The sequence below is a fragment of the Actimicrobium sp. CCC2.4 genome (assembly GCF_034347385.1).
Taxonomy (GTDB): domain Bacteria; phylum Pseudomonadota; class Gammaproteobacteria; order Burkholderiales; family Burkholderiaceae_D; genus Actimicrobium.
Genome location: NZ_CP133777.1, coordinates 1,460,130 through 1,477,801, shown reverse-complemented (window position 1 = coordinate 1,477,801; position 17,672 = coordinate 1,460,130). Strand labels below are relative to the sequence as shown.

21 protein-coding genes are annotated in these 17,672 nt (G+C 59.3%); 11 read left to right on the top strand and 10 right to left on the bottom strand.

Annotated elements, in window-relative coordinates; all coding sequences use genetic code 11:
* Positions 1-7: 7 nt before the first annotated feature.
* Complete coding sequence (locus RHM62_RS06885; protein ID WP_322124787.1) at positions 8-2,503, bottom strand: DUF349 domain-containing protein; 2,496 nt, start codon at positions 2,501-2,503, stop codon at positions 8-10.
* A 205-nt stretch (positions 2,504-2,708) separates the two neighbouring features.
* Here RHM62_RS06885 and RHM62_RS06880 point away from each other — a divergent pair, with 205 nt between their 5' ends.
* The 7 genes from RHM62_RS06880 (at position 2,709) to ureG (ending at position 7,885) form a co-directional block, all read left to right on the top strand.
* Positions 2,709-3,557: an urease accessory protein UreD gene (locus RHM62_RS06880; RefSeq protein ID WP_322124786.1), complete on the top strand. Its 849-nt coding sequence runs from the start codon at positions 2,709-2,711 to the stop codon at positions 3,555-3,557.
* 21 nt (positions 3,558-3,578) lie between these two features.
* Positions 3,579-3,881, top strand: coding sequence for an urease subunit gamma (locus tag RHM62_RS06875; RefSeq protein WP_322124785.1), 303 nt, complete (start codon positions 3,579-3,581; stop codon positions 3,879-3,881).
* An 8-nt stretch (positions 3,882-3,889) separates the two neighbouring features.
* Complete coding sequence (locus tag RHM62_RS06870; protein WP_322124784.1) at positions 3,890-4,198, top strand: urease subunit beta; 309 nt, start codon at positions 3,890-3,892, stop codon at positions 4,196-4,198.
* An 8-nt stretch (positions 4,199-4,206) separates the two neighbouring features.
* Positions 4,207-5,907 (top strand): urease subunit alpha, encoded by a 1,701-nt coding sequence (ureC, locus tag RHM62_RS06865; protein WP_322125345.1) that lies wholly within the window; start codon positions 4,207-4,209, stop codon positions 5,905-5,907.
* A gap of 13 nt (positions 5,908-5,920) precedes the next feature.
* A complete protein-coding gene (gene ureE / locus RHM62_RS06860; protein ID WP_322124783.1) occupies positions 5,921-6,439 on the top strand; it encodes an urease accessory protein UreE in 519 nt (172 codons plus the stop codon).
* On the top strand, positions 6,440-7,120 hold the full coding sequence (locus RHM62_RS06855) for an urease accessory protein UreF (protein ID WP_322124782.1): 681 nt from the start codon (positions 6,440-6,442) through the stop codon (positions 7,118-7,120).
* A gap of 144 nt (positions 7,121-7,264) precedes the next feature.
* Positions 7,265-7,885, top strand: a complete 621-nt coding sequence (gene ureG / locus RHM62_RS06850) for an urease accessory protein UreG (RefSeq protein ID WP_322124781.1) — start codon at positions 7,265-7,267, stop codon at positions 7,883-7,885.
* Here ureG and RHM62_RS06845 read toward each other — a convergent pair.
* Genes RHM62_RS06845 through RHM62_RS06825 form a run of 5 tightly spaced genes read right to left on the bottom strand, consistent with a single transcriptional unit; the run spans position 7,854 to position 12,284 of the window.
* Positions 7,854-8,681 (bottom strand): competence/damage-inducible protein A, encoded by an 828-nt coding sequence (locus RHM62_RS06845; protein ID WP_322124780.1) that lies wholly within the window; start codon positions 8,679-8,681, stop codon positions 7,854-7,856. The genes ureG and RHM62_RS06845 overlap by 32 nt on opposite strands.
* Before the next feature lie 4 nt (positions 8,682-8,685).
* Complete coding sequence (locus tag RHM62_RS06840; RefSeq protein WP_322124779.1) at positions 8,686-9,507, bottom strand: EI24 domain-containing protein; 822 nt, start codon at positions 9,505-9,507, stop codon at positions 8,686-8,688.
* On the bottom strand, positions 9,507-10,490 hold the full coding sequence (locus RHM62_RS06835; protein ID WP_322124778.1) for a sterol desaturase family protein: 984 nt from the start codon (positions 10,488-10,490) through the stop codon (positions 9,507-9,509). The genes RHM62_RS06840 and RHM62_RS06835 overlap by 1 nt, the downstream gene beginning before the upstream one ends.
* Positions 10,487-11,299, bottom strand: coding sequence for a polysaccharide deacetylase family protein (locus RHM62_RS06830; protein ID WP_322124777.1), 813 nt, complete (start codon positions 11,297-11,299; stop codon positions 10,487-10,489). Before RHM62_RS06830 ends, RHM62_RS06835 begins: the two co-directional genes overlap by 4 nt.
* Before the next feature lie 19 nt (positions 11,300-11,318).
* Entirely contained in the window at positions 11,319-12,284 is a 966-nt protein-coding gene (locus tag RHM62_RS06825) for a cytochrome D1 domain-containing protein (protein ID WP_322124776.1), read from the bottom strand.
* Between the two features lie 164 nt (positions 12,285-12,448).
* Here RHM62_RS06825 and RHM62_RS06820 point away from each other — a divergent pair, with 164 nt between their 5' ends.
* From RHM62_RS06820 to RHM62_RS06805, 4 genes are all read left to right on the top strand, one after another.
* On the top strand, positions 12,449-12,805 hold the full coding sequence (locus tag RHM62_RS06820; RefSeq protein WP_322124775.1) for an FKBP-type peptidyl-prolyl cis-trans isomerase: 357 nt from the start codon (positions 12,449-12,451) through the stop codon (positions 12,803-12,805).
* Positions 12,806-12,915: 110 nt separating this feature from the next.
* A complete protein-coding gene (locus RHM62_RS06815) occupies positions 12,916-13,266 on the top strand; it encodes an FKBP-type peptidyl-prolyl cis-trans isomerase (protein ID WP_322125344.1) in 351 nt (116 codons plus the stop codon).
* A gap of 5 nt (positions 13,267-13,271) precedes the next feature.
* On the top strand, positions 13,272-13,457 hold the full coding sequence (locus tag RHM62_RS06810; RefSeq protein ID WP_322124774.1) for a hypothetical protein: 186 nt from the start codon (positions 13,272-13,274) through the stop codon (positions 13,455-13,457).
* A 31-nt stretch (positions 13,458-13,488) separates the two neighbouring features.
* Positions 13,489-13,743, top strand: a complete 255-nt coding sequence (locus tag RHM62_RS06805) for an acyl-CoA-binding protein (protein ID WP_322124773.1) — start codon at positions 13,489-13,491, stop codon at positions 13,741-13,743.
* Positions 13,744-13,747: 4 nt separating this feature from the next.
* On the opposite strand, the gene RHM62_RS06800 is transcribed toward RHM62_RS06805, so the two are convergent.
* The 4 genes from RHM62_RS06800 to RHM62_RS06785 all read right to left on the bottom strand — a co-directional run bounded on the left by RHM62_RS06800 (position 13,748) and on the right by RHM62_RS06785 (position 17,413).
* Entirely contained in the window at positions 13,748-14,032 is a 285-nt protein-coding gene (locus tag RHM62_RS06800) for a polyhydroxyalkanoic acid system family protein (RefSeq protein WP_322124772.1), read from the bottom strand.
* A 4-nt stretch (positions 14,033-14,036) separates the two neighbouring features.
* A complete protein-coding gene (locus RHM62_RS06795; protein ID WP_322124771.1) occupies positions 14,037-15,026 on the bottom strand; it encodes a D-glycerate dehydrogenase in 990 nt (329 codons plus the stop codon).
* A gap of 175 nt (positions 15,027-15,201) precedes the next feature.
* A complete protein-coding gene (locus tag RHM62_RS06790) occupies positions 15,202-15,759 on the bottom strand; it encodes an FxDxF family PEP-CTERM protein (protein WP_322124770.1) in 558 nt (185 codons plus the stop codon).
* Positions 15,760-16,837: 1,078 nt separating this feature from the next.
* Positions 16,838-17,413, bottom strand: coding sequence for an FxDxF family PEP-CTERM protein (locus RHM62_RS06785; RefSeq protein WP_322124769.1), 576 nt, complete (start codon positions 17,411-17,413; stop codon positions 16,838-16,840).
* Between the last annotated feature and the right edge of the window lie 259 nt (positions 17,414-17,672).

Sequence of the window (17,672 nt, the reverse complement as noted above, 5' to 3'; positions counted from 1 at the left end):
CACCCCGCTACAGCACCCGTTCCAGAACCCGCTGCAAGCGCGCGGTCGCCGGACCATCTGCCAGCGCCGGCAAATTGCACAAAGCCACCAGCATCTGCTGTTCGGTCGCCACCGGCTGGCCGGACTTGAGCGCTACCTGTAAAACCTCGACTTGTAATTGCAAGCGTTCGCGCATCAGTTCGGCAGGACTATCGAGCGACAAGACAATTTCCATACGCAGCAATTCGCGCCCGAGCACCGCGCGGTTGGCTTCCAGAGTCGCCGCGTAGCCGGTGTCGGCTTGCTGCGCCGCGACCTGCGCCTGCCCGAAGCGCTGGCCCAGCGCGCGCTCGAACGGTGCTGTCAGCGCCGGCAGTGCCTGCCACTGATCCTGCAACGCGGCCGCATCGCCGTCACCACTCACCAGTGTGGATTCGACTTGCTGGCACAACTGCAGCTTGACCAGGATCGCCTGTTTGGCGAGCGCATCGCGGGCCCGCTGTGCATGATCCACCTGCAACTGCAAGCCGGCCACAGCCTGGCGGTAGCGCGTGTCGATCGCGTTTTCGGAGGCGCGCGGCACATGGCCGGCGCGTTGCCACGCAGTGGCGGTTTCCCGCAGCAGGCTGGCCACTTCCGGGATCGCCAGTGTGCCGGCCTGTTCCAGCGCGAGGCACAGCGCTTCTTTGGCCTGCAGGTTGTCGATCCGGCCGGCATCGGCTTCGGAAGCGGCTTCCTTGCGACGGGCAAAGACCACATCACAGGCCGCACGGAAGCGGCTCCACAGCGCCTGCTCGTCATTGCGCTCCAGCGGCAAGGCCTTCGCGCATTCCTGCCAGCGATCCTGCAGCGCGCGCAGCGTGTCGAGTGCGGAGCGATCATTGGCGGACAGCGCCTCGACGTCGGCGATCATCTGTTCACGCTGGCCGATTTCGGTGGCGCGGATGGCGGCCAATGGCTCACGCAGGCGCTGCAGGACGGTATTGAATTCGGTATCCAGACGTTTCTTTTCCTTGCGCTCTGTCGGTCCCAGACGCTGCCAGCTTTGCAGGCTGCGCTGGCAAAACAGCGCCACCGCTTTCCAGTCGGGATGGTCGACGCCGGCCAGTGCGTCGGCATTGCGCTGCATGTCGGCGATCATGTCTGAGGCGACCACGACGTTGGCCTGACGTTCTTCAGCGAGCTTGCCGAAATGCGCAGCGACAGGTGCATAGGCGGCGGTACAGGCGGCATCAAAACCATGCCAGAGTTCTTTTGGCGCAGGACCGGCCGATACATCCAGCGACTTCCAGCGCTCGCGCAGGCTGCCGATTTTTTTTGCCAGCTCGGCAATCGCCAGAGCCTGTTCGGGCAAGGCTTCGGCGGCCTTCTGTAATTCTTCTCGCGAGACGTTGCCGCCCCAGCGCGCCCAGCCCTGCAGGCGACCGAGTTCGGCCCGCAGGCGCGACAGTTGCGCGGTCTGCGCTTCCGTCGGCCGCACGGCGGCGAGGTCGAGCGCGCGCAAGCGTTTGTCAGCCTCGGCGGCGATTTGCAGGCTGCCTTCATCGAGCGCCTGCTCCATTGCTTGCAGGGCCTCGATAAAAACCGGCTTCTGTTCGGATACCGGGAACACTGAGACCGTCACGGTGGCAGCGACCTTGACCGGACGCGCAACAACCACGCGCTGCAGCAGTTCGTCAAAACGCTGCTGCCAGTCCGGCGCGACCTCGCCTTGCCAGCTGCGTCGCAAGGTCGATTCCTGCAAGGATTCCGGCGCGGCGGCTTCCCATTCTTCCAGCAGAGTCAGACGCGCCTGACGGGCTGCGTGTTGCTGCTCGATCGCCACCAGCGACGCGCGCAAGACCTGCGCGGCCTCGTCGCACTGGATCAGCAACTGCTTCGGCACGGCGGCGATATCGGCAGAGGTACGATAGCCGGCCAGCGCGGCATCGAGCGCATCCAGCGTCGAGCGCACGACATCCGGTGCATGCTCGCCGGGCAAGGCGCGCAATTGCGCCAGCGTATCGATGACCGCGCGCTGCAAGGCTGCTTGCGCGGCGAGCCGTGCGGCCAGCGTGACGCGCACTGTGGCAAAAGCCTGTAGTTCGGGTTCGGGTATCGCCGTCAGCGCCTGCCAGCGGCGATCCAGTTCGCTGACCTGGTTCGGCGTCAAGGCCGGGTCGGCCGCGAGTCGTTCAGCATCGGCGATGCAGGCAGTGGCCAGAGTCAGCAGCTTGCGCTGCGCGTCGAGCTGGTCGAGCCTGGCCTGCATCAGCTTGGCGACGCGCCGGTCGGTATTGCGCATTGCCCCCAGCACTTGCTGCAAGGCCGTTGCCGAGTGCACGCCCTGCGCCGCCAGCAAGCGGGCATCGGCAAAGTCACAGGCGAGCAGGAAGGCAACACTGGCCGCCTCATCATGTTGCAGGTCGGTCGCTGCCGCCATCGCGGCAGTGCGCTGCGCAGTCGGTGCGACGGCGGCAGGTACGACCACTACGACAGGAGCCGGCGGAGTTTTTGGTTTGCGCTTGAAAAGGAAATCGAACATGGATGGCAGGCCGCAGCAGAAAAAAGGAACGTCATCATAACAATGGATGGCGCAGCGTTCGTGCGCAATTGCAGGCCAGGCGCAATTGCTGCACCGGAGCGAAGCGGTCACGCACCTGAAATTGGCAAACAGGGCGGTGATCGGCTCCAATCGGTTGGCACATATACTGCTACCCACGATTAGCATCGACCATCCTACTTCCCACATGCCCGACGCCAGCCATTCATCGCCCTCTTCTACCCGCAGCTACTGGCACGCGCGCCTGTCGCTCGGCTTCGTCAACGATGCCGGCACCACGCGCCTGACCGGGCGCGAACATGTCGGGCCGTTACGCGTGCAGAAGACGCTGTATCCCGAACATCCGTCGGTCTGCCACGCGGTCATCGTCCATCCGCCCGGTGGCGTCGTCGGTGGCGACCAGCTCGATATCACGGTGCGGGTCGGCAGCGATGCGGCGGTCTTCATCAGCACGCCGGGCGCGGCCAAGTGGTATCGCGCCAATGGCCATGTGTCGCGCCAGACCGTGCGCCTCGACGTCGCCGCCGGGGCGTCGCTGGAATGGCTGCCGCAGGAAACCATCTTCTTCAACAACGCCCACGTGCGCCTCGACAGCGCCATCACGCTGCAGGGTGACGCGACCTATGTCGGCTGCGACATCCTGTGCTTTGGTCGCACTGCGTCCGGCGAAACTTTTAACGCGGGCACCATCGCACAGCACAGCACGATACGCCGCGACGGCAAGCTGATCTGGTTCGAGCAGGGCCGCATCGAGGGAACCGGCAGCGTCATGCACAGTCCGCTCGGACTGGCCGGCAAGACCGTCTGCGCGACGCTGCTGGTGGCCGGCAAATCGCTCACGCCAAGCGCACTGACCGCACTGCGCGAGAGGCTCGGCCCGCACGTCGGCATCACGCAACTGAAAGCCATCCTCGTCGTGCGCCATCTGGGCGACTCCAGTGAAGTCGCGCGAGGCCTGATGATGCAGGCCTGGCAGGCGCTGCGCCCGCTGCTACTGGCGCGCGAGGCGGTCGTGCCGCGCATCTGGAATACCTGAACTTTTACCCTAGGCAAACCCATGGATCTGACTCCCCGAGAAAAAGACAAGCTGCTCATTTTTACCGCAGCACTGCTGGCCGAACGCCGCATGGCGCGCGGCGTAAAACTGAACTATCCGGAAGCCATCGCGCTCATCAGCGCGGCCATCATGGAAGGCGCGCGCGATGGCCGCACCGTGGCCGAACTGATGTCGGCCGGCACCCGCATCCTGACCCGTGCCGATGTGATGGACGGCATCGCCGAGATGATCCCCGACATCCAGGTCGAAGCGACTTTCCCGGACGGCACCAAGCTCGTCACGGTCCACCAACCGATACCCTAGAGGCCGCCATGATTCCAGGTGAAATGCTGATCGAACCGGGCGAGATCACCCTCAATGTCGGGCGCCGCACGGCCACCGTGGTCATCGCCAACAGCGGCGACCGGCCGATACAGGTCGGTTCGCACTTCCATTTTTTCGAGACCAATCCGGCGCTGCAATTTGATCGCGACGCGGCCTATGGCATGCGCCTCAATATCGCGGCAGGCACCGCCGTGCGTTTCGAGCCGGGCCAGCAGCGCACGGTCGAACTGGTCGACCTGGCCGGCGCGCGCGAAGTCTATGGCTTCAATGCCAAAGTGATGGGAGCCTTGAAATGAGTTCGCCCTTGAGTTCGATGAGCCGCAAAGCCTATGCCGAAATGTTCGGCCCCACCACCGGCGACCGCGTCCGGCTGGCCGATACCGATCTGTTCATCGAGATCGAAAAGGATTTCGCGACCTACGGCGAAGAGGTCAAATTCGGCGGCGGCAAGGTGATCCGCGACGGCATGGGCCAGTCGCAGCGCAATCATGCTGACGTGATGGACACCGTCATCACCAACGCCGTCATCATCGATCACTGGGGCATCGTCAAGGCCGACATCGGCCTGAAGAACGGCCGCATCGCCGCCATCGGCAAGGCCGGCAATCCGGACATCCAGCCGAACGTGACAATGTCGATTGGCGGCGCGACCGAGATCATCGCCGGCGAAGGCATGATCGTCACTGCCGGCGGGGTCGATTCGCACATCCATTTCATTTGCCCGCAACAGATCGATGACGCGCTGATGTCGGGCGTGACGACGATGCTCGGTGGCGGCACCGGCCCGGCCGCCGGCACCTCGGCCACCACTTGTACGCCGGGCCCGTGGCATTTACACGCGATGCTCTCAGCCGCCGATGCGTTCCCGATGAACCTCGGCTTTCTGGGCAAGGGCAATGTCAGTTTGCCCGTGCCCTTGGAAGAACAAGTGCGCGCCGGCGCGATCGGCTTAAAGCTGCATGAGGACTGGGGCACCACGCCCGCCGCGATCGACAATTGCCTGGCCGTAGCCGACCGGATGGATGTGCAGGTCGCGATCCATACCGACACGCTCAACGAAGCCGGCTTTCTGGAGCACACGCTGGCCGCGTTCAAGGACCGCACCATCCACACCTTCCATACCGAAGGTGCCGGCGGTGGTCATGCACCGGACATCATCGCCGCGGTCGGGCAAGCGAATGTCCTTCCCTCATCCACCAATCCGACCCGGCCGTACACCGTCAACACGCTCGACGAACATCTCGACATGCTGATGGTCTGCCACCATCTCGACCCGGCCATTGCCGAAGACATCGCGTTTGCCGAGTCGCGCATCCGGCGCGAGACGATTGCGGCCGAAGACATCCTGCATGACCTCGGTGCGATCAGCATGATGTCGTCGGATTCGCAGGCGATGGGGCGGGTCGGCGAAGTGATTCTGCGCACCTGGCAAAGCGCCCACAAGATGAAAATCCAGCGCGGCGCATTGCAGGAAGACAGCAGCCGCAATGACAATTTCAGGGTCAAGCGCTACATCGCCAAGTACACGATCAACCCGGCTATCACGCATGGCATCAGCCATCTGGTCGGTTCGATCGAGGTCGGCAAACTGGCAGATCTGGTGTTGTGGAAGCCGGCGTTTTTCGGCGTCAAGCCATCGATGATTTTGAAGGGCGGCATGATCGCGGCGGCGCTGATGGGCGACCCGAATGCGTCGATCCCGACACCGCAACCGGTCCATTACCGCAAGATGTTTGGCGCGTATGGCGGCGGCCTGAAGACCTCGTTTACCTTCGTTTCGCAAGCGGCGATGGATGACGGTATCGGCGACAAACTCAAGCTGAACAAAACGCTGTTCGCAGTCAGAAACATGCGCCAGCTGCGCAAGTCCGACATGATCCACAACGGCGCCACGCCGGTGATGGAAGTCGACGCCGAAACCTATGAAGTGCGCGCCGATGGCGAGCTGCTGGTGTGCGAACCGGCCAAGGTCCTGCCGATGGCGCAGCGCTACTTTTTATTCTGAATCGACCCTACTGATGCTGACTCTGAATTCCCGTGTTGACCGTGCCGACCAGATCGATGGTGAGCTGGTCCTGCCTTTCGAACTGCGCGAAAAAAGCCGCTTGCGCGCGACTCTTGTCAGCGGCGAAGTCGTCGCTGTCTTCACCGTGCGCGGCACCGTGCTGCGCGACGGTGATTTGCTGCGCGGCGACGATGGTCGCGTGGTCAGGATTACGGCAGCTGCCGAAGCGACCTGCCGTATCGATTGTCCGACCGCGCATGACTTGCTGCGCTGCGCTTTTCATCTCGGCAATCGCCATACGCAGGCGCAGGTCGGCGATGGCTTTTTGCGCATCCGCGCCGATCCGGTGCTCAAGGAAATGCTGCAAGGACTGGGCGCGAACGTGACCGAGGAGCTGGCACCGTTCGAGCCGGAATCGGGCGCGTATGGCGGCGGACATGCGCATCGGGACGATGGCAATTTGCTGGCACCGGTTCCACTGCGCCAGCGCATTCACCGGCCCGCGCAAGTCACGGACAAGGCGACAGAATAGATGCACGCCACCGCTCTGCTCCACTTGCTGCAACTGGCCAGTCCGTCGCTGCCGATCGGCGCGTACAGCTATTCGCAGGGGCTGGAAGCGGCGATGGAAAGCGGCCTTGTGACCGATGCCGCAATGGCGCGTGCATGGATTGTCGACACCTTGCATCAGGTCGTTGCGCGTTTCGAAGCACCGGTGCTGTGGCGCTTGCTGCAGGCGTTTTCTACGCGTGATGAAGTCGCCGTCGCGAGCTGGACCGAGCAATTCATTGCGGCGCGCGACACCGCCGAGTTCCGTGCCGAGACGATCCAGATGGGCTATTCGCTGGGCAAGCTGATGACCGATTTGCAGATCGATGACGGCGGCTTGCTGGCGCTGTTGCAGGCGCAAGCGGAGATACCGCTGCCAACGGCGTATGCGTATGCGGCAGTCGCGCTGAAAGTGCCGGCGGCGGCGGCGCTGCTCGGGATGCTGTTTTCGTGGGCCGAGAACCAGGTGCTGGTGTGCGTGAAGTCGGTGCCGCTCGGGCAAGTGGCGGGACAGCGTTTGCTGTTGTCGTTGCAGCCGGAGCTGGCGCTGGCTGCTTCGGTCGCCAGCACGCTTGCCGACGAGGATATGTCGAGCTGGTCGCCGGGCTTGTCCTTATTGTCGATGCGGCATGAGGTGCAGTACAGCCGGTTGTACCGGTCTTGAGCGTGACATTACCCGTTCATCCGTTTGCACCAACGACGGAGAACCATTTTCAAACCATCGCGTAGGGTGCAATAACCGAAGGGCATTGCACCAAATGCACCAATCACCGTCGCCACTACCGATGTCCTATCAACCTACCTTGAATTGACCATGACAACTTCCAATCCTCTACGCGTCGGCATCGGCGGCCCGGTCGGCTCCGGCAAAACGGCGTTGTGCGAACTGCTGTGCAAACGCATGCGCGACCAGTACGACATGGCCGTCATCACCAATGACATCTATACCAAGGAAGACATGGAGATCCTGCTGCGTGCTGATGCGCTGCCGGCAGAACGGCTGATGGGTGTCGAAACCGGCGGCTGCCCGCACACTGCGATTCGCGAAGATGCGTCGATCAACCTCGAAGCCATCGCCCGCATGAGCGCCGAATTCCCCGACCTCGACCTGATCCTGATCGAATCCGGCGGCGACAACCTGGCCGCCACTTTCAGCCCGGAATTGTCCGACCTGACGATCTACGTCATCGATGTTGCCGGCGGCGAGAAAATCCCGCGCAAGGGTGGCCCCGGCATCACACGCTCGGATTTGCTCATCATCAACAAGACCGACCTCGCACCGTATGTCGGCGCCAGCCTCGACGTGATGGCCACCGACGCCAAACGCATGCGTGGCGAACGGCCGTTCGTGTTCACCAATTTACGCAGCGGCGATGGGGTCGAGAAGGTGATTGAATTTATCCGGCGGGAAGGCTTGATGGAATCGTGAGCAAAACATACTCGACTGCCATCCGGTCGAGTGTTGCCATCATCTGATCGAAGGCGGCGATTGCCTGCGCCGGCTCGCCCTTCACGCCCAGCTCGATATGCCGCCGCGTTTCGGCATCGCCGACGCTGGGCAAGCTGAACACTTTCACCAGCGGATATTGCGCTTCAATCTGCTCCATCAGCGGCGTCAACGTCGACTCCATCGAGCCATACACCAGCGCGGCTTTTTCGAGGCGCGGCACTTGATGGAACAGGTGGCTGTAGTGGGTATCGAGTACCCATTCGATCATCGGCCACGCCATTACCGGAAAACCCGGCACGAAATAATGCGCGCCGCCATCGCCGGTCAGCAATGAAAAACCGGGGATCTTGTTGAACGGGTTCGGGATGATGGACGAACCCGCCGGGAATTCGCCCATATGCAGCCGATGCAGATTTTCCGGCGCAGACAGCTTGAGTTCGGTGCCGCTTTCGCGTGCCATCTCGATCATCCGGCCTTCGATCAAGGCCTTGGCTTCCGGATGCTGCACCAGCGGCGTACCGAAGGCAGCCGCCGCGCATTGGCGCGTGTGGTCATCCGGTGTCGCGCCGATACCGCCGCATGAGAACACGATGTCGCCGGTGGCCATCGTGCGGGCCAGCGTGGCGGTGATGCGGGCGCGCTCGTCGCCGACGTATTCAGCCCAGCCGAGTTGCAGGCCACGCGCCGCGAGCAAGGCGACGACTTTGGGGAAATGCTTGTCGGCGCGTTTTCCGGAAAGGATTTCGTCGCCGATGATGATGAGTCCGATGGCCATGGTGTCAGTCCGGTTGGGAATTTGTTGGGGGATTGGCGAGGCGGTATCGCGTCAGCGCCGCCAGGCAGTAATGCTCGAACCAGAGTCCGGTAAAGATGAACACCAGCACGTACAGCCAGATCGACAGCGCCGCCAGCAGCGGAAAGAACACCACCGACAGCGCGCCGCCCAGCCAGAGCAAGGTAGGCATCGCGCCGAGCGCGCCGGCAATCGCGCCTATCACCAGCAACGGCCATTTATGCTGGCGCAAGATGGCGTGCAACTCAAGGGTGTCCGCATGCACCGAGAGCGCATCGTACGCCAGTACCCGATAGGTCAGCCAGCCCCACAACAGCGGCTGCACCAGAAATCCCAGCGGTGGCAGCGCCGACAACGGCAGCGTGACCAGCCACAGCAGCAGGAAGATGACGAAGGACGTGAAGGCAATCCAGAGACTGCCGAGGAGGGAACCGCTACCGCGCTGTTCGAGCGTTGGAAAACGCCGGCTGGCAACATGCCTGACGATGGCCGGCATGGCTAGCGTACCGATGAATACCAGCGCAGTCAGTATCATCAGCGGCAGCAACACCCACATCGCCAGCAGCGGCACGATGACCGCCTTGATCGCGCCCAGACCGAACCAGCCAAGCACGTCACCGACGATGCGAAAGCCATCGTTATCAAGAAACCAGCCATGGATCCAGTCGATCAGCGGCTGGAAACCGAGCCACAGCACGACACCCCAGATCAGCACCGACAACAGGAACGGCATCAATGTCAGCAGCAGCATGCGCGCATGCAGTTGCGACCAGACCGCGCGAAAAAAAGCAGCGAGTACAGGCGACATCAGGAGCGGTGCTTGTCGAAGCCGGTCATGCGCTTGAGGCCCAGCCATTGCTGCGCCCAGAAGCCGCGGCCATAGTCGCGGCCGCTGCCGAGCGGCGCTGGAAGCTGATCGCGGATGCCGGTAGGACCGAAGCTCTCGCTGAAGTTCGCGGTCCGGAAAACGATGTCCCAGAGCGGGAACAGCACGGCAAAATTATGGCCGCCCAGCGAGCCTTTGCCGTAGCTCTCGTGGCCGATACCGATGCCATGATGGACGCGGTGGTAGCGCGGCGACACCAGCAGCCGTTCGCCGAGCCAGCCGAAATACAGCTTGACGTTGGCATGCTGCAGGCTTTGCAGGATGCGCGATGCCGCCACCAGCAACACGTATTGACCGGGCGGCACGCCAATGGCCAGCGCAATGACGGCCATGTAAATATCGCGCATGAAATCATCGAGCAGGTGGTTGCGGTTGTCGCTCCACAGGTTCATGTCCTGCTGGCTGTGATGCAGGCCGTGCAGCCCCCACCACCAGTTGATCTGGTGCGAGCCGCGGTGATACCAGTAATCGAAAAAGTCCAGCACGAACAGGTACAGCAGGAAGGTCACCAGCGGCAGATCGGTCACACCGGGCCAGAGGTCGTCGAGATTAAACGGACGCACGCCTTCGAGATGCAGCGCGCCGGTCAGGTGATCGATCAGCGGATCAAGCACGAAGAACACCGCGACCGTAAACGCGCCGAGGCGATGGATGGCGGTGTACAGAAAATCGATGCGGCGCGCCCGCTTGTCGGTGATCACCTGCGCCGGCAATAGTGCTTCGAGCGGTCGCAACAGGACGAACAGCAAGATGATTTCGCACACGCCGATGAGCAGCCATTCGGTGCCTTCGAAGGCTTGCTCGGTAAATTCGCCGAGGCCGGTCAGGTAAATGAAGGGCTCGATCACGCTCTGGAACAACCAGCCTTGAACTTGTCCGAACAGATCGACCAGGAACGCAATCATCGACGTTGCTCCGCAATGTGCTGCCGGTAATCAGGATGGTCGCGCAAGGTCGCAAAGCAAAAACCTTTTTGCTCCAGCCCGCTCAGCAGGGGTTCGAGCACGGCCGGTGCCCACGGGTCTTTGCGCGACCAGATGCCGAGGTGCGCCATGACGATATCGCCGTCCTTCAGGCCGGCCAGTGTTTTTTGCAATAGCTTCGCATTCGACCAGGTCTGGCTCGGCAATTCATCACCGGAAAAACCGGCCGGTGCCCAGCCGACATGGGCATAGCCGCAGGCTGCGCCGGCGGCCCGCAACTGCGGTGTCAGCTTGCCGCCGGGCGCGCGCCACAGCGGGTCGAGCGTGGCACCGGTCAGCGCATGAAAGCGCGTTGCTACCCGCTTGAGTTCATCGCAAACCTGCTGGCTGGTCCAGGCGACTTTCTTGCCTGCCTGGGCGCCAAATTGCGGTTTCATTTCGATCCTGCCATCGGGCAGATCGCGCTGGACATACACATGGTCAAAGGTATGCGTGCCGAAGGCATGGCCTTCGGCGACCAGCGCTTTCCAGTACGGAGCCCACGACGGGTCCAGCGAGAAGTCGCCGTTGACGGTTTTTTCGTTGGCCAGAAAGAACGTCGCTTTGGCATGGTGCCGCCGCAGCGTGTCGGCGATCAGCGTGGCTTGCGACTGGCTGCCCGTGTCGAAGGTCAGGTAAATGGTGCCCTTGCAAGCGGCGGGCGCCGCAACTGCCACATTGCCGGCGACAGTCCATGCCAGCAACAGGCACGCCAGTCGCATCGGGCCGGCAGGAAAAGTCATCATGGTCATGCGCGCTTGTCCACGTTGGTCAGCTGGCTGCACGGTTGATGAAATACACGCCATGCGGCGAACGACCGACCGGAATCAGCTTGATGACCTTGCGGCTGGCGACGTCGATCACGGCCACTTTCTTGATCCAGCGCAGCGTGACCCACAGGGTCTTGCCATCGGCGGTCAGCTCCATGCAATCCGGTCCGCCGGGAACGTTGATGGTGCCGACGTTTTCGAGCGTCTTCATGTCGATCAGATTGATCGTGTTCGACACCCGGTTCGAGACAAACATGTGGCGACCATCGCTCTTCGGATGGAAATTGTGCGTTCCGGCACCGGCCTTGATGCGCTTGACGACCTTTTGCGTGCGCCAGTCGATGACTTCCACCACGTCGCTACCCATGATGCCCACCATCAGATATTTGTCATCGGGAGTGAGCGTGATACCGGCGGGCAGCTTGCCAACCGGCATAGTCCATTTGATGGTCTGGGTGGCCAGATCAATCGCGCTGATCTCGTCGCTACCTTGCTGGGTAATGAACACGGTGCTGCTGTCAGCGGTGAAGGCCATATGACTGGGCAGCTTGGGCAGCGGCACACGCTTGGCCAACGTCATGTCCTTGCCGTCATAGCGATAAATGTCGACGCGATCGAGCCGCAGCGCATTGGCGACAAACCATTTCTGATCCGGAGAAAAACCAATCTGGTACGGGTCAGCGATATTCTTGACGCGGCGCTGGATCTCTCCGGTGGCGGGATCCAGGAAGACCAGCTCATCGCCGGCGGCACTGGCCACGATCAGCGATTTGTTATCGGGCGTCGCCATCAGATGATGTGGTTCCTTGCCCACCGAAAAGGTATCGGTGACCTTGAAAGTGTCCTGATCAATCAGGCTTACCGTTGCATCACGAGAATTAAGAACCACCACGACGGTGGCGTGAACTGGCGCTGCACTCCACAGCGCGACCAGGACCGCGCAAGCACTACCTAAATGACGAAGCATGAATACCACTTGAAGAGGGTTGGAACGATCCGCATTTTACCGCTTCGGCCAAGGCACTGGTAGCAGTCATGTGTTTCATCCTGCATCCGGCGCTGCACCGGTACGGCCTGCTACAATCGTCACGCGTTTTTACCCGCCCACTCACTCATTCCAGGAAAAAAATCATGTCCCTCACCATGTTGGCCTCAGGCCTGCAATACGAAGATACCCAGGTTGGCACCGGCGAAGAAGCCAAAGCAGGCGATCACGTCAGCGTCCATTACACCGGCTGGCTGCAAAAACCCGACGGCACTGCCGGTAGCAAATTCGATTCCAGCAAGGATCGCAACGATCCATTCAACTTCCCGCTCGGCGCCGGTCATGTGATCAAAGGCTGGGACGAAGGCGTGCAAGGCATGAAGGTTGGCGGCGCCCGTACGCTGGTGATTCCTGCCTCGCTCGGCTACGGCGCACGCGGTGCAGGTGGTGCAATTCCGCCCAATGCCACGCTGATTTTTGACGTCGAACTGCTCGGCGTCTAAGGCCAGGCATGAAACCTTTCCTCAAACATGTGTGTGCTGCGGCGCTGCTGAGCTTGATGGCAGGTGCCGGTATTGCCGCGGATGCGGTCGCTCCGGTCGATGCCAAAGCGATGGTGACGACGCCGTCCGGGCTGCAGTACAAGGATGTCAAGCTTGGCACCGGTGCCGTCGCCAAGTCTGGCAGCAAGGTCAATGTGCATTACACCGGCTGGCTGCAAAATCCGGACGGCAGCACCGGCAAGAAGTTCGACTCCAGCCGGGACCGCGGACAGCCATTCCAGTTTCCGCTGGGCGGCGGCCAGGTCATTCGCGGCTGGGATGAAGGCGTGCAAGGGATGCAGGTTGGCGGTCAGCGCCGTCTGGTCATTCCGGCAGCGCTCGGCTACGGTCAGCGCGGTGCGGCCGGCGTGATTCCGCCTGGTGCCACGCTGATATTTGACGTGGAATTGCTCGGTCTCTGACGCGCATGATCAGCCGCCTTGTTGCAGCCCTGATGCTGCTGTCACTTGGCGGTTGTGCCGTCATGACCGTGGGAGCGGCAGCCGTATCGGTGGCCGGCACGGTCGTCGGTGTCGGCGTGACCGTCGGCTCGGCGGCAGTCAGCGTGGCCGGCAGTGCCGTCAAGGGCACCGCCGGCCTGCTGGTCAATTGACTATTTCGATGATCTCTATCGGGAACACACCATGACACTACAAAGCCAGTTCGAGCAGGCGCTCGCCGACTCGAAAAATCTCGACGACCGTCCTGACAATATGACGATGCTGAAAATGTACGCGCTCTACAAGAAAGCCAGCAAAGGCGATACCGATGGCGACCGTCCCGGCTTTACCGATATGGTCGGCCGTGCCAAATGGGATGCCTGGGATGCGTTGAAGGGGATTAGCCAGGACGACGCGATGCAGCAGTACATCGACCTGATTGCCGGGCTCAAGAACTGATCATTCAACCCGGACTGGCAAACACCTTTGCCATGTTGCGGGTGACTTTTTCCTGGATCATCGGGGCAAATGATTTCAGCAGAAAGCCCAGCGTAATATCGAGCCGGGCTTCATGCACGTCGATGGCCAGCGTGCCCGCCACGCCGCTGCGCGTGAACGACAACACATCGCCCTCCCACACACTTGCGACGTCGTAATCGGCGGCCATTTTGTCTGCCACGGTTTGTGCGGCAGCAATGGCGCTGTCCCGTGTCAGTTGATGTTGCTGGGTAATGCTGATATCGGCCATCGCCTTATCCTTTCGTGTGCACTTGCGGGTTCAGGCAATTCGGCGGCAACTGGCCAGCCAAGGCGGCGATCAGGTTGTCTGCGGCGCAATGGGTCATCGCACGGCGCGTCGGTGCCGAGGCACTGGCAATATGCGGCGTCAGCACCACGTTCGATAACGCCAGGAATTCCGGATTGAATGCCGGCTCAGCTTCGAACACATCAAGGCCGGCACCGGCGATGCGCTGCTCGCGCAAGGCCGCAATCAGTGCCGCATCATCGACGATCCCGCCCCGCGCAATATTGACCAGAACGGCCGATGGCTTCATCAGTGCCAGCTCGGCTGCCGCGATCGTGTGGTGGGTCGCTGCCGAATACGGCAGTACGAGTACCACATGGTCGGCCTGGCGCAGCACATCTTCCTTGCTGAGATATACGGCCTCGTTGGCACGCGCTTCCAGTTCCGGGGCCAGGCGCGAACGGTTGTGATAAACCACTTTCATGTCAAAACCCATGGACCGCCGTGCAATTGCCTGCCCGATGCGGCCCATGCCGATGATCCCCAGCGTACTGCCATGCAGATCGGCACCGAGGAAGCCATCGTAGCTCCATTTTTTCCAGTGACCGGCACGCAGCCAGTGCTCGGATTCGGTGATCCGTCGCGCCGTTGCCATCAGCAATGCCCAGCCAAAGTCGGCGGTGGTTTCATTGAGGACATCAGGCGTGTTGGTGATCAGGATGCCGGCTTGCGTGGCGGCGTCGAGCGCAATGTTGTTGTAGCCGACAGCGATATTGCAGATCGCTTTGAGTTGCGGCGACGCGGCGGCGACCAGCGCGGCGCTGATTTGCTCGCTCGCCGTCACCATCACGGCGTCCTTGCCACGGACTTTTTCAAGCAAGACTGCCGGCGAAAAAATAGTGTCAGCCTGGTTGGACTCGACATCGAACTGTTGCTCCAGCCCGGCAAGGATGTCGGGGAATATCGCACGGGCGATCAGGATTTTTTTCTTGGTCATGGCGGGCAATCGTGAAAGGAGTGATCCGGAAATGGCGGGGCAGGATACCTGTTACCGGGAGGCCTGCATTCTAGCCCAGAGGCACGGCGCACCAATGAAAATGCCTCGCTAGGCGAGGCATTTTCATTGGTGTCAGCCCGGTGCCGCGATCGCGGCATCCGAACCAGGTGGCGCATCAGCCCTGAATGGACTTCGCCTTGCGACGCGCCGCGAAACCAAGCAGACCGAGGCCGGCCAGCATCATTGCATAGGTCTCTGGCTCGGGGACAGGGGAAGGGATGGGAGAGCCGGCTGATACCGAGATTGTTCCGCTGTAGCTGCTGATGCTACCAAATGAGTTGCCACTCACCAGCAGTTGCAAGGGACCTGTGAACTGCTGCGCACCTAACACAAGATTGTAAATGGTGAACCCAGTGGATGGGCTCAGTGGCGTAAGCGCGACCAGATTGTATCCATTCAGAGTTGCTGAATTAAAAGTAATCCCGCTACCAGCCATCGTGAACGAGCTGACCAGTGTTGACGCGAAACCGGAGTCCAGTACCGGCGTGAAATTGAACACATCGTTAAAAACCGATGTCCCGGAATGAATACCGCCGAAATCTGACGACAAATCTCCCGACATGGTGTCAACAGAAAGCGCAACGGTTTGTATAGGAGCGGTATCTGCGAAGGCAACTGGCATGGCAAATGCAGATGAAAGTGCTAATGCGGCGACGGCGTATTGAAGTTTCATGAGTATCTCGATTATAAGTAGGTGGAAGAAAGTGACCAGTTAATAGCAACATCAATAAGCAATTAACATGCTGAAATATTTCTAATCAGACATATCAATAAAACGACTACGCTTGAACCAGAAACTAATGAGGATCTTATCGCAGGGATTAAAAAAATATGTGGTTATTTTGATAATGTGTTGATAAAAATCGGGTTTAGTAACTATTCACTTATTTACCTACTTGATTTTTTATAACTCCTACATACCTCTTCCTTGATTCCTACAAATAAATTCACAAGCGCCTACATAAATAATCCTTTCAAGCATTTTATTACTTTTGAAATATATTTATATGAAGAACTATTGCCTAATCGACTGTTTCTTTACTGCAGTAATTTTATCGAAATTAAACCGATAGCTGCTTATTAGCATTACTAATGGAAAACTTTATTCCAGGATTTCACTACAAATAAAATATTTATTACTTGGTGGATATTCTTGCAAAAAAGAATGAAGACGACGAAGACACTGGAGGAAACGCGACAAATTTCACCGACCGGATACGAGACGTAGAATTATCAAAGAGAGAAATGACGTGCCAAGACTCGGTCGAACATCTCGAGGGATGATCGGTTACCTGTTCGCCGGCGCGTTGGGACGTTGGGATTACGGTTGATGAAACTGTCTGTACTCCGCCACGACCAAGCCGGGAGCGGTCCGGCAGTCGCAGGGGGTAATAACCGTAGGGCATTGCCCCCTGCGACTGATGAGGGCAACACTCCTGCATCAGCGAAGTAGGGATGCACTTACTATCTCAAAAGATACAAAGAGATTTTTGACGATATTTTAGTGAGGGAATACGGAGAGGAAATTACACGGATAATTTCTTGGTAACATTCGATTAAGAAAATATGACTCTTCGTACAAAACAAATTCGATTTTAAAAACTGAATCCGGTCAACTACGATTTACAATTTGCGACCATGATTTACATTTACTTCTGATTTTCAATTTTCCAATAAAAATGCCCCGCAAAGCGAGGCATTTTTTCTTCGGACTGCGATCCTGCATCGGCAGGATTAACACTACTAACTCATTAACCCTGATTTACTTTTGCTTTGCGACGCGCAGCGAATCCAAGTAGGCCGAGGCCGGCGAGCATCATTGCGTAGGTTTCTGGCTCCGGTACTGGTGAAACAGGCGGACTTGCAAAAGCGGGCGTTGCGGTGATATTTCCCGAATAAGTTCCACCACCTAGCAAAGTTGTGCCAGAGGCGAGTAATGTCAACGTGCCATCGAACGGCGCACCGTTATCCAAGAATTGAGCATCTAACTTTAAAAAACTGTTCGAGTACTTCGAACTTACGGTTCCATAGGTCGACGAATTATTCGTATAAGTGAGGGCATTCAAAAAAATGCCGCCAAATTTATAAACGGATGCCGAGGCCGTCAATACATCAACCATGCCTGAGGTAGCAGGCATCGCATTAAAGGTGAACACTAACTTATCCGAAAAGTCACCTGCAACGTTGTGCAGAACACTAAAACCACCGGTGTAGTCACCGCTACCAGTACGGTCAGTTAGATCAAAGTAGTAATCTGCTGCCAACGCAACCGGCGAGGCAAATATGGCTACGAGCGCAACAGTAGCAGCGGCGAACTTAAATTTCATGATTATTCCAAATAGAGATGACGAGGTTAGGGGATTTCTTTTCAGCAACACCAATCAAGCTAACAACCCATGGCGCACTAAGATGTGTTGATAATATCTCAATAGAAATAAAAACAATAGGCACTTTAATAACACCTTGAAAAAAATCACAATCTTTCACAATCACGGAAAAATCTGATGCAAAGGCAGTTGAAAATGCTGTAATCAGCGCATCAACACCGCGTAAAACTCCTCATCCAAGCCGCCGAATTTGCTTATA

Excerpts from the sequence above, each read along its gene's own strand:
- RHM62_RS06885 (WP_322124787.1), bottom strand. The coding sequence starts at position 2,503 with ATGTTCGATTTCCTTTTCAAGCGCAAACCAAAAACTCCGCCGGCTCCT.
- RHM62_RS06880 (WP_322124786.1), top strand. The coding sequence starts at position 2,709 with ATGCCCGACGCCAGCCATTCATCGCCCTCTTCTACCCGCAGCTACTGG.
- RHM62_RS06875 (WP_322124785.1), top strand. The coding sequence starts at position 3,579 with ATGGATCTGACTCCCCGAGAAAAAGACAAGCTGCTCATTTTTACCGCA.
- RHM62_RS06870 (WP_322124784.1), top strand. The coding sequence starts at position 3,890 with ATGATTCCAGGTGAAATGCTGATCGAACCGGGCGAGATCACCCTCAAT.
- ureE (WP_322124783.1), top strand. The coding sequence starts at position 5,921 with ATGCTGACTCTGAATTCCCGTGTTGACCGTGCCGACCAGATCGATGGT.
- RHM62_RS06855 (WP_322124782.1), top strand. The coding sequence starts at position 6,440 with ATGCACGCCACCGCTCTGCTCCACTTGCTGCAACTGGCCAGTCCGTCG.
- RHM62_RS06845 (WP_322124780.1), bottom strand. The coding sequence starts at position 8,681 with ATGGCCATCGGACTCATCATCATCGGCGACGAAATCCTTTCCGGAAAA.
- RHM62_RS06840 (WP_322124779.1), bottom strand. The coding sequence starts at position 9,507 with ATGTCGCCTGTACTCGCTGCTTTTTTTCGCGCGGTCTGGTCGCAACTG.
- RHM62_RS06835 (WP_322124778.1), bottom strand. The coding sequence starts at position 10,490 with ATGATTGCGTTCCTGGTCGATCTGTTCGGACAAGTTCAAGGCTGGTTG.
- RHM62_RS06830 (WP_322124777.1), bottom strand. The coding sequence starts at position 11,299 with ATGACCATGATGACTTTTCCTGCCGGCCCGATGCGACTGGCGTGCCTG.
- RHM62_RS06825 (WP_322124776.1), bottom strand. The coding sequence starts at position 12,284 with ATGCTTCGTCATTTAGGTAGTGCTTGCGCGGTCCTGGTCGCGCTGTGG.
- RHM62_RS06820 (WP_322124775.1), top strand. The coding sequence starts at position 12,449 with ATGTCCCTCACCATGTTGGCCTCAGGCCTGCAATACGAAGATACCCAG.
- RHM62_RS06815 (WP_322125344.1), top strand. The coding sequence starts at position 12,916 with ATGGTGACGACGCCGTCCGGGCTGCAGTACAAGGATGTCAAGCTTGGC.
- RHM62_RS06810 (WP_322124774.1), top strand. The coding sequence starts at position 13,272 with ATGATCAGCCGCCTTGTTGCAGCCCTGATGCTGCTGTCACTTGGCGGT.
- RHM62_RS06805 (WP_322124773.1), top strand. The coding sequence starts at position 13,489 with ATGACACTACAAAGCCAGTTCGAGCAGGCGCTCGCCGACTCGAAAAAT.
- RHM62_RS06800 (WP_322124772.1), bottom strand. The coding sequence starts at position 14,032 with ATGGCCGATATCAGCATTACCCAGCAACATCAACTGACACGGGACAGC.
- RHM62_RS06795 (WP_322124771.1), bottom strand. The coding sequence starts at position 15,026 with ATGACCAAGAAAAAAATCCTGATCGCCCGTGCGATATTCCCCGACATC.
- RHM62_RS06790 (WP_322124770.1), bottom strand. The coding sequence starts at position 15,759 with ATGAAACTTCAATACGCCGTCGCCGCATTAGCACTTTCATCTGCATTT.
- RHM62_RS06785 (WP_322124769.1), bottom strand. The coding sequence starts at position 17,413 with ATGAAATTTAAGTTCGCCGCTGCTACTGTTGCGCTCGTAGCCATATTT.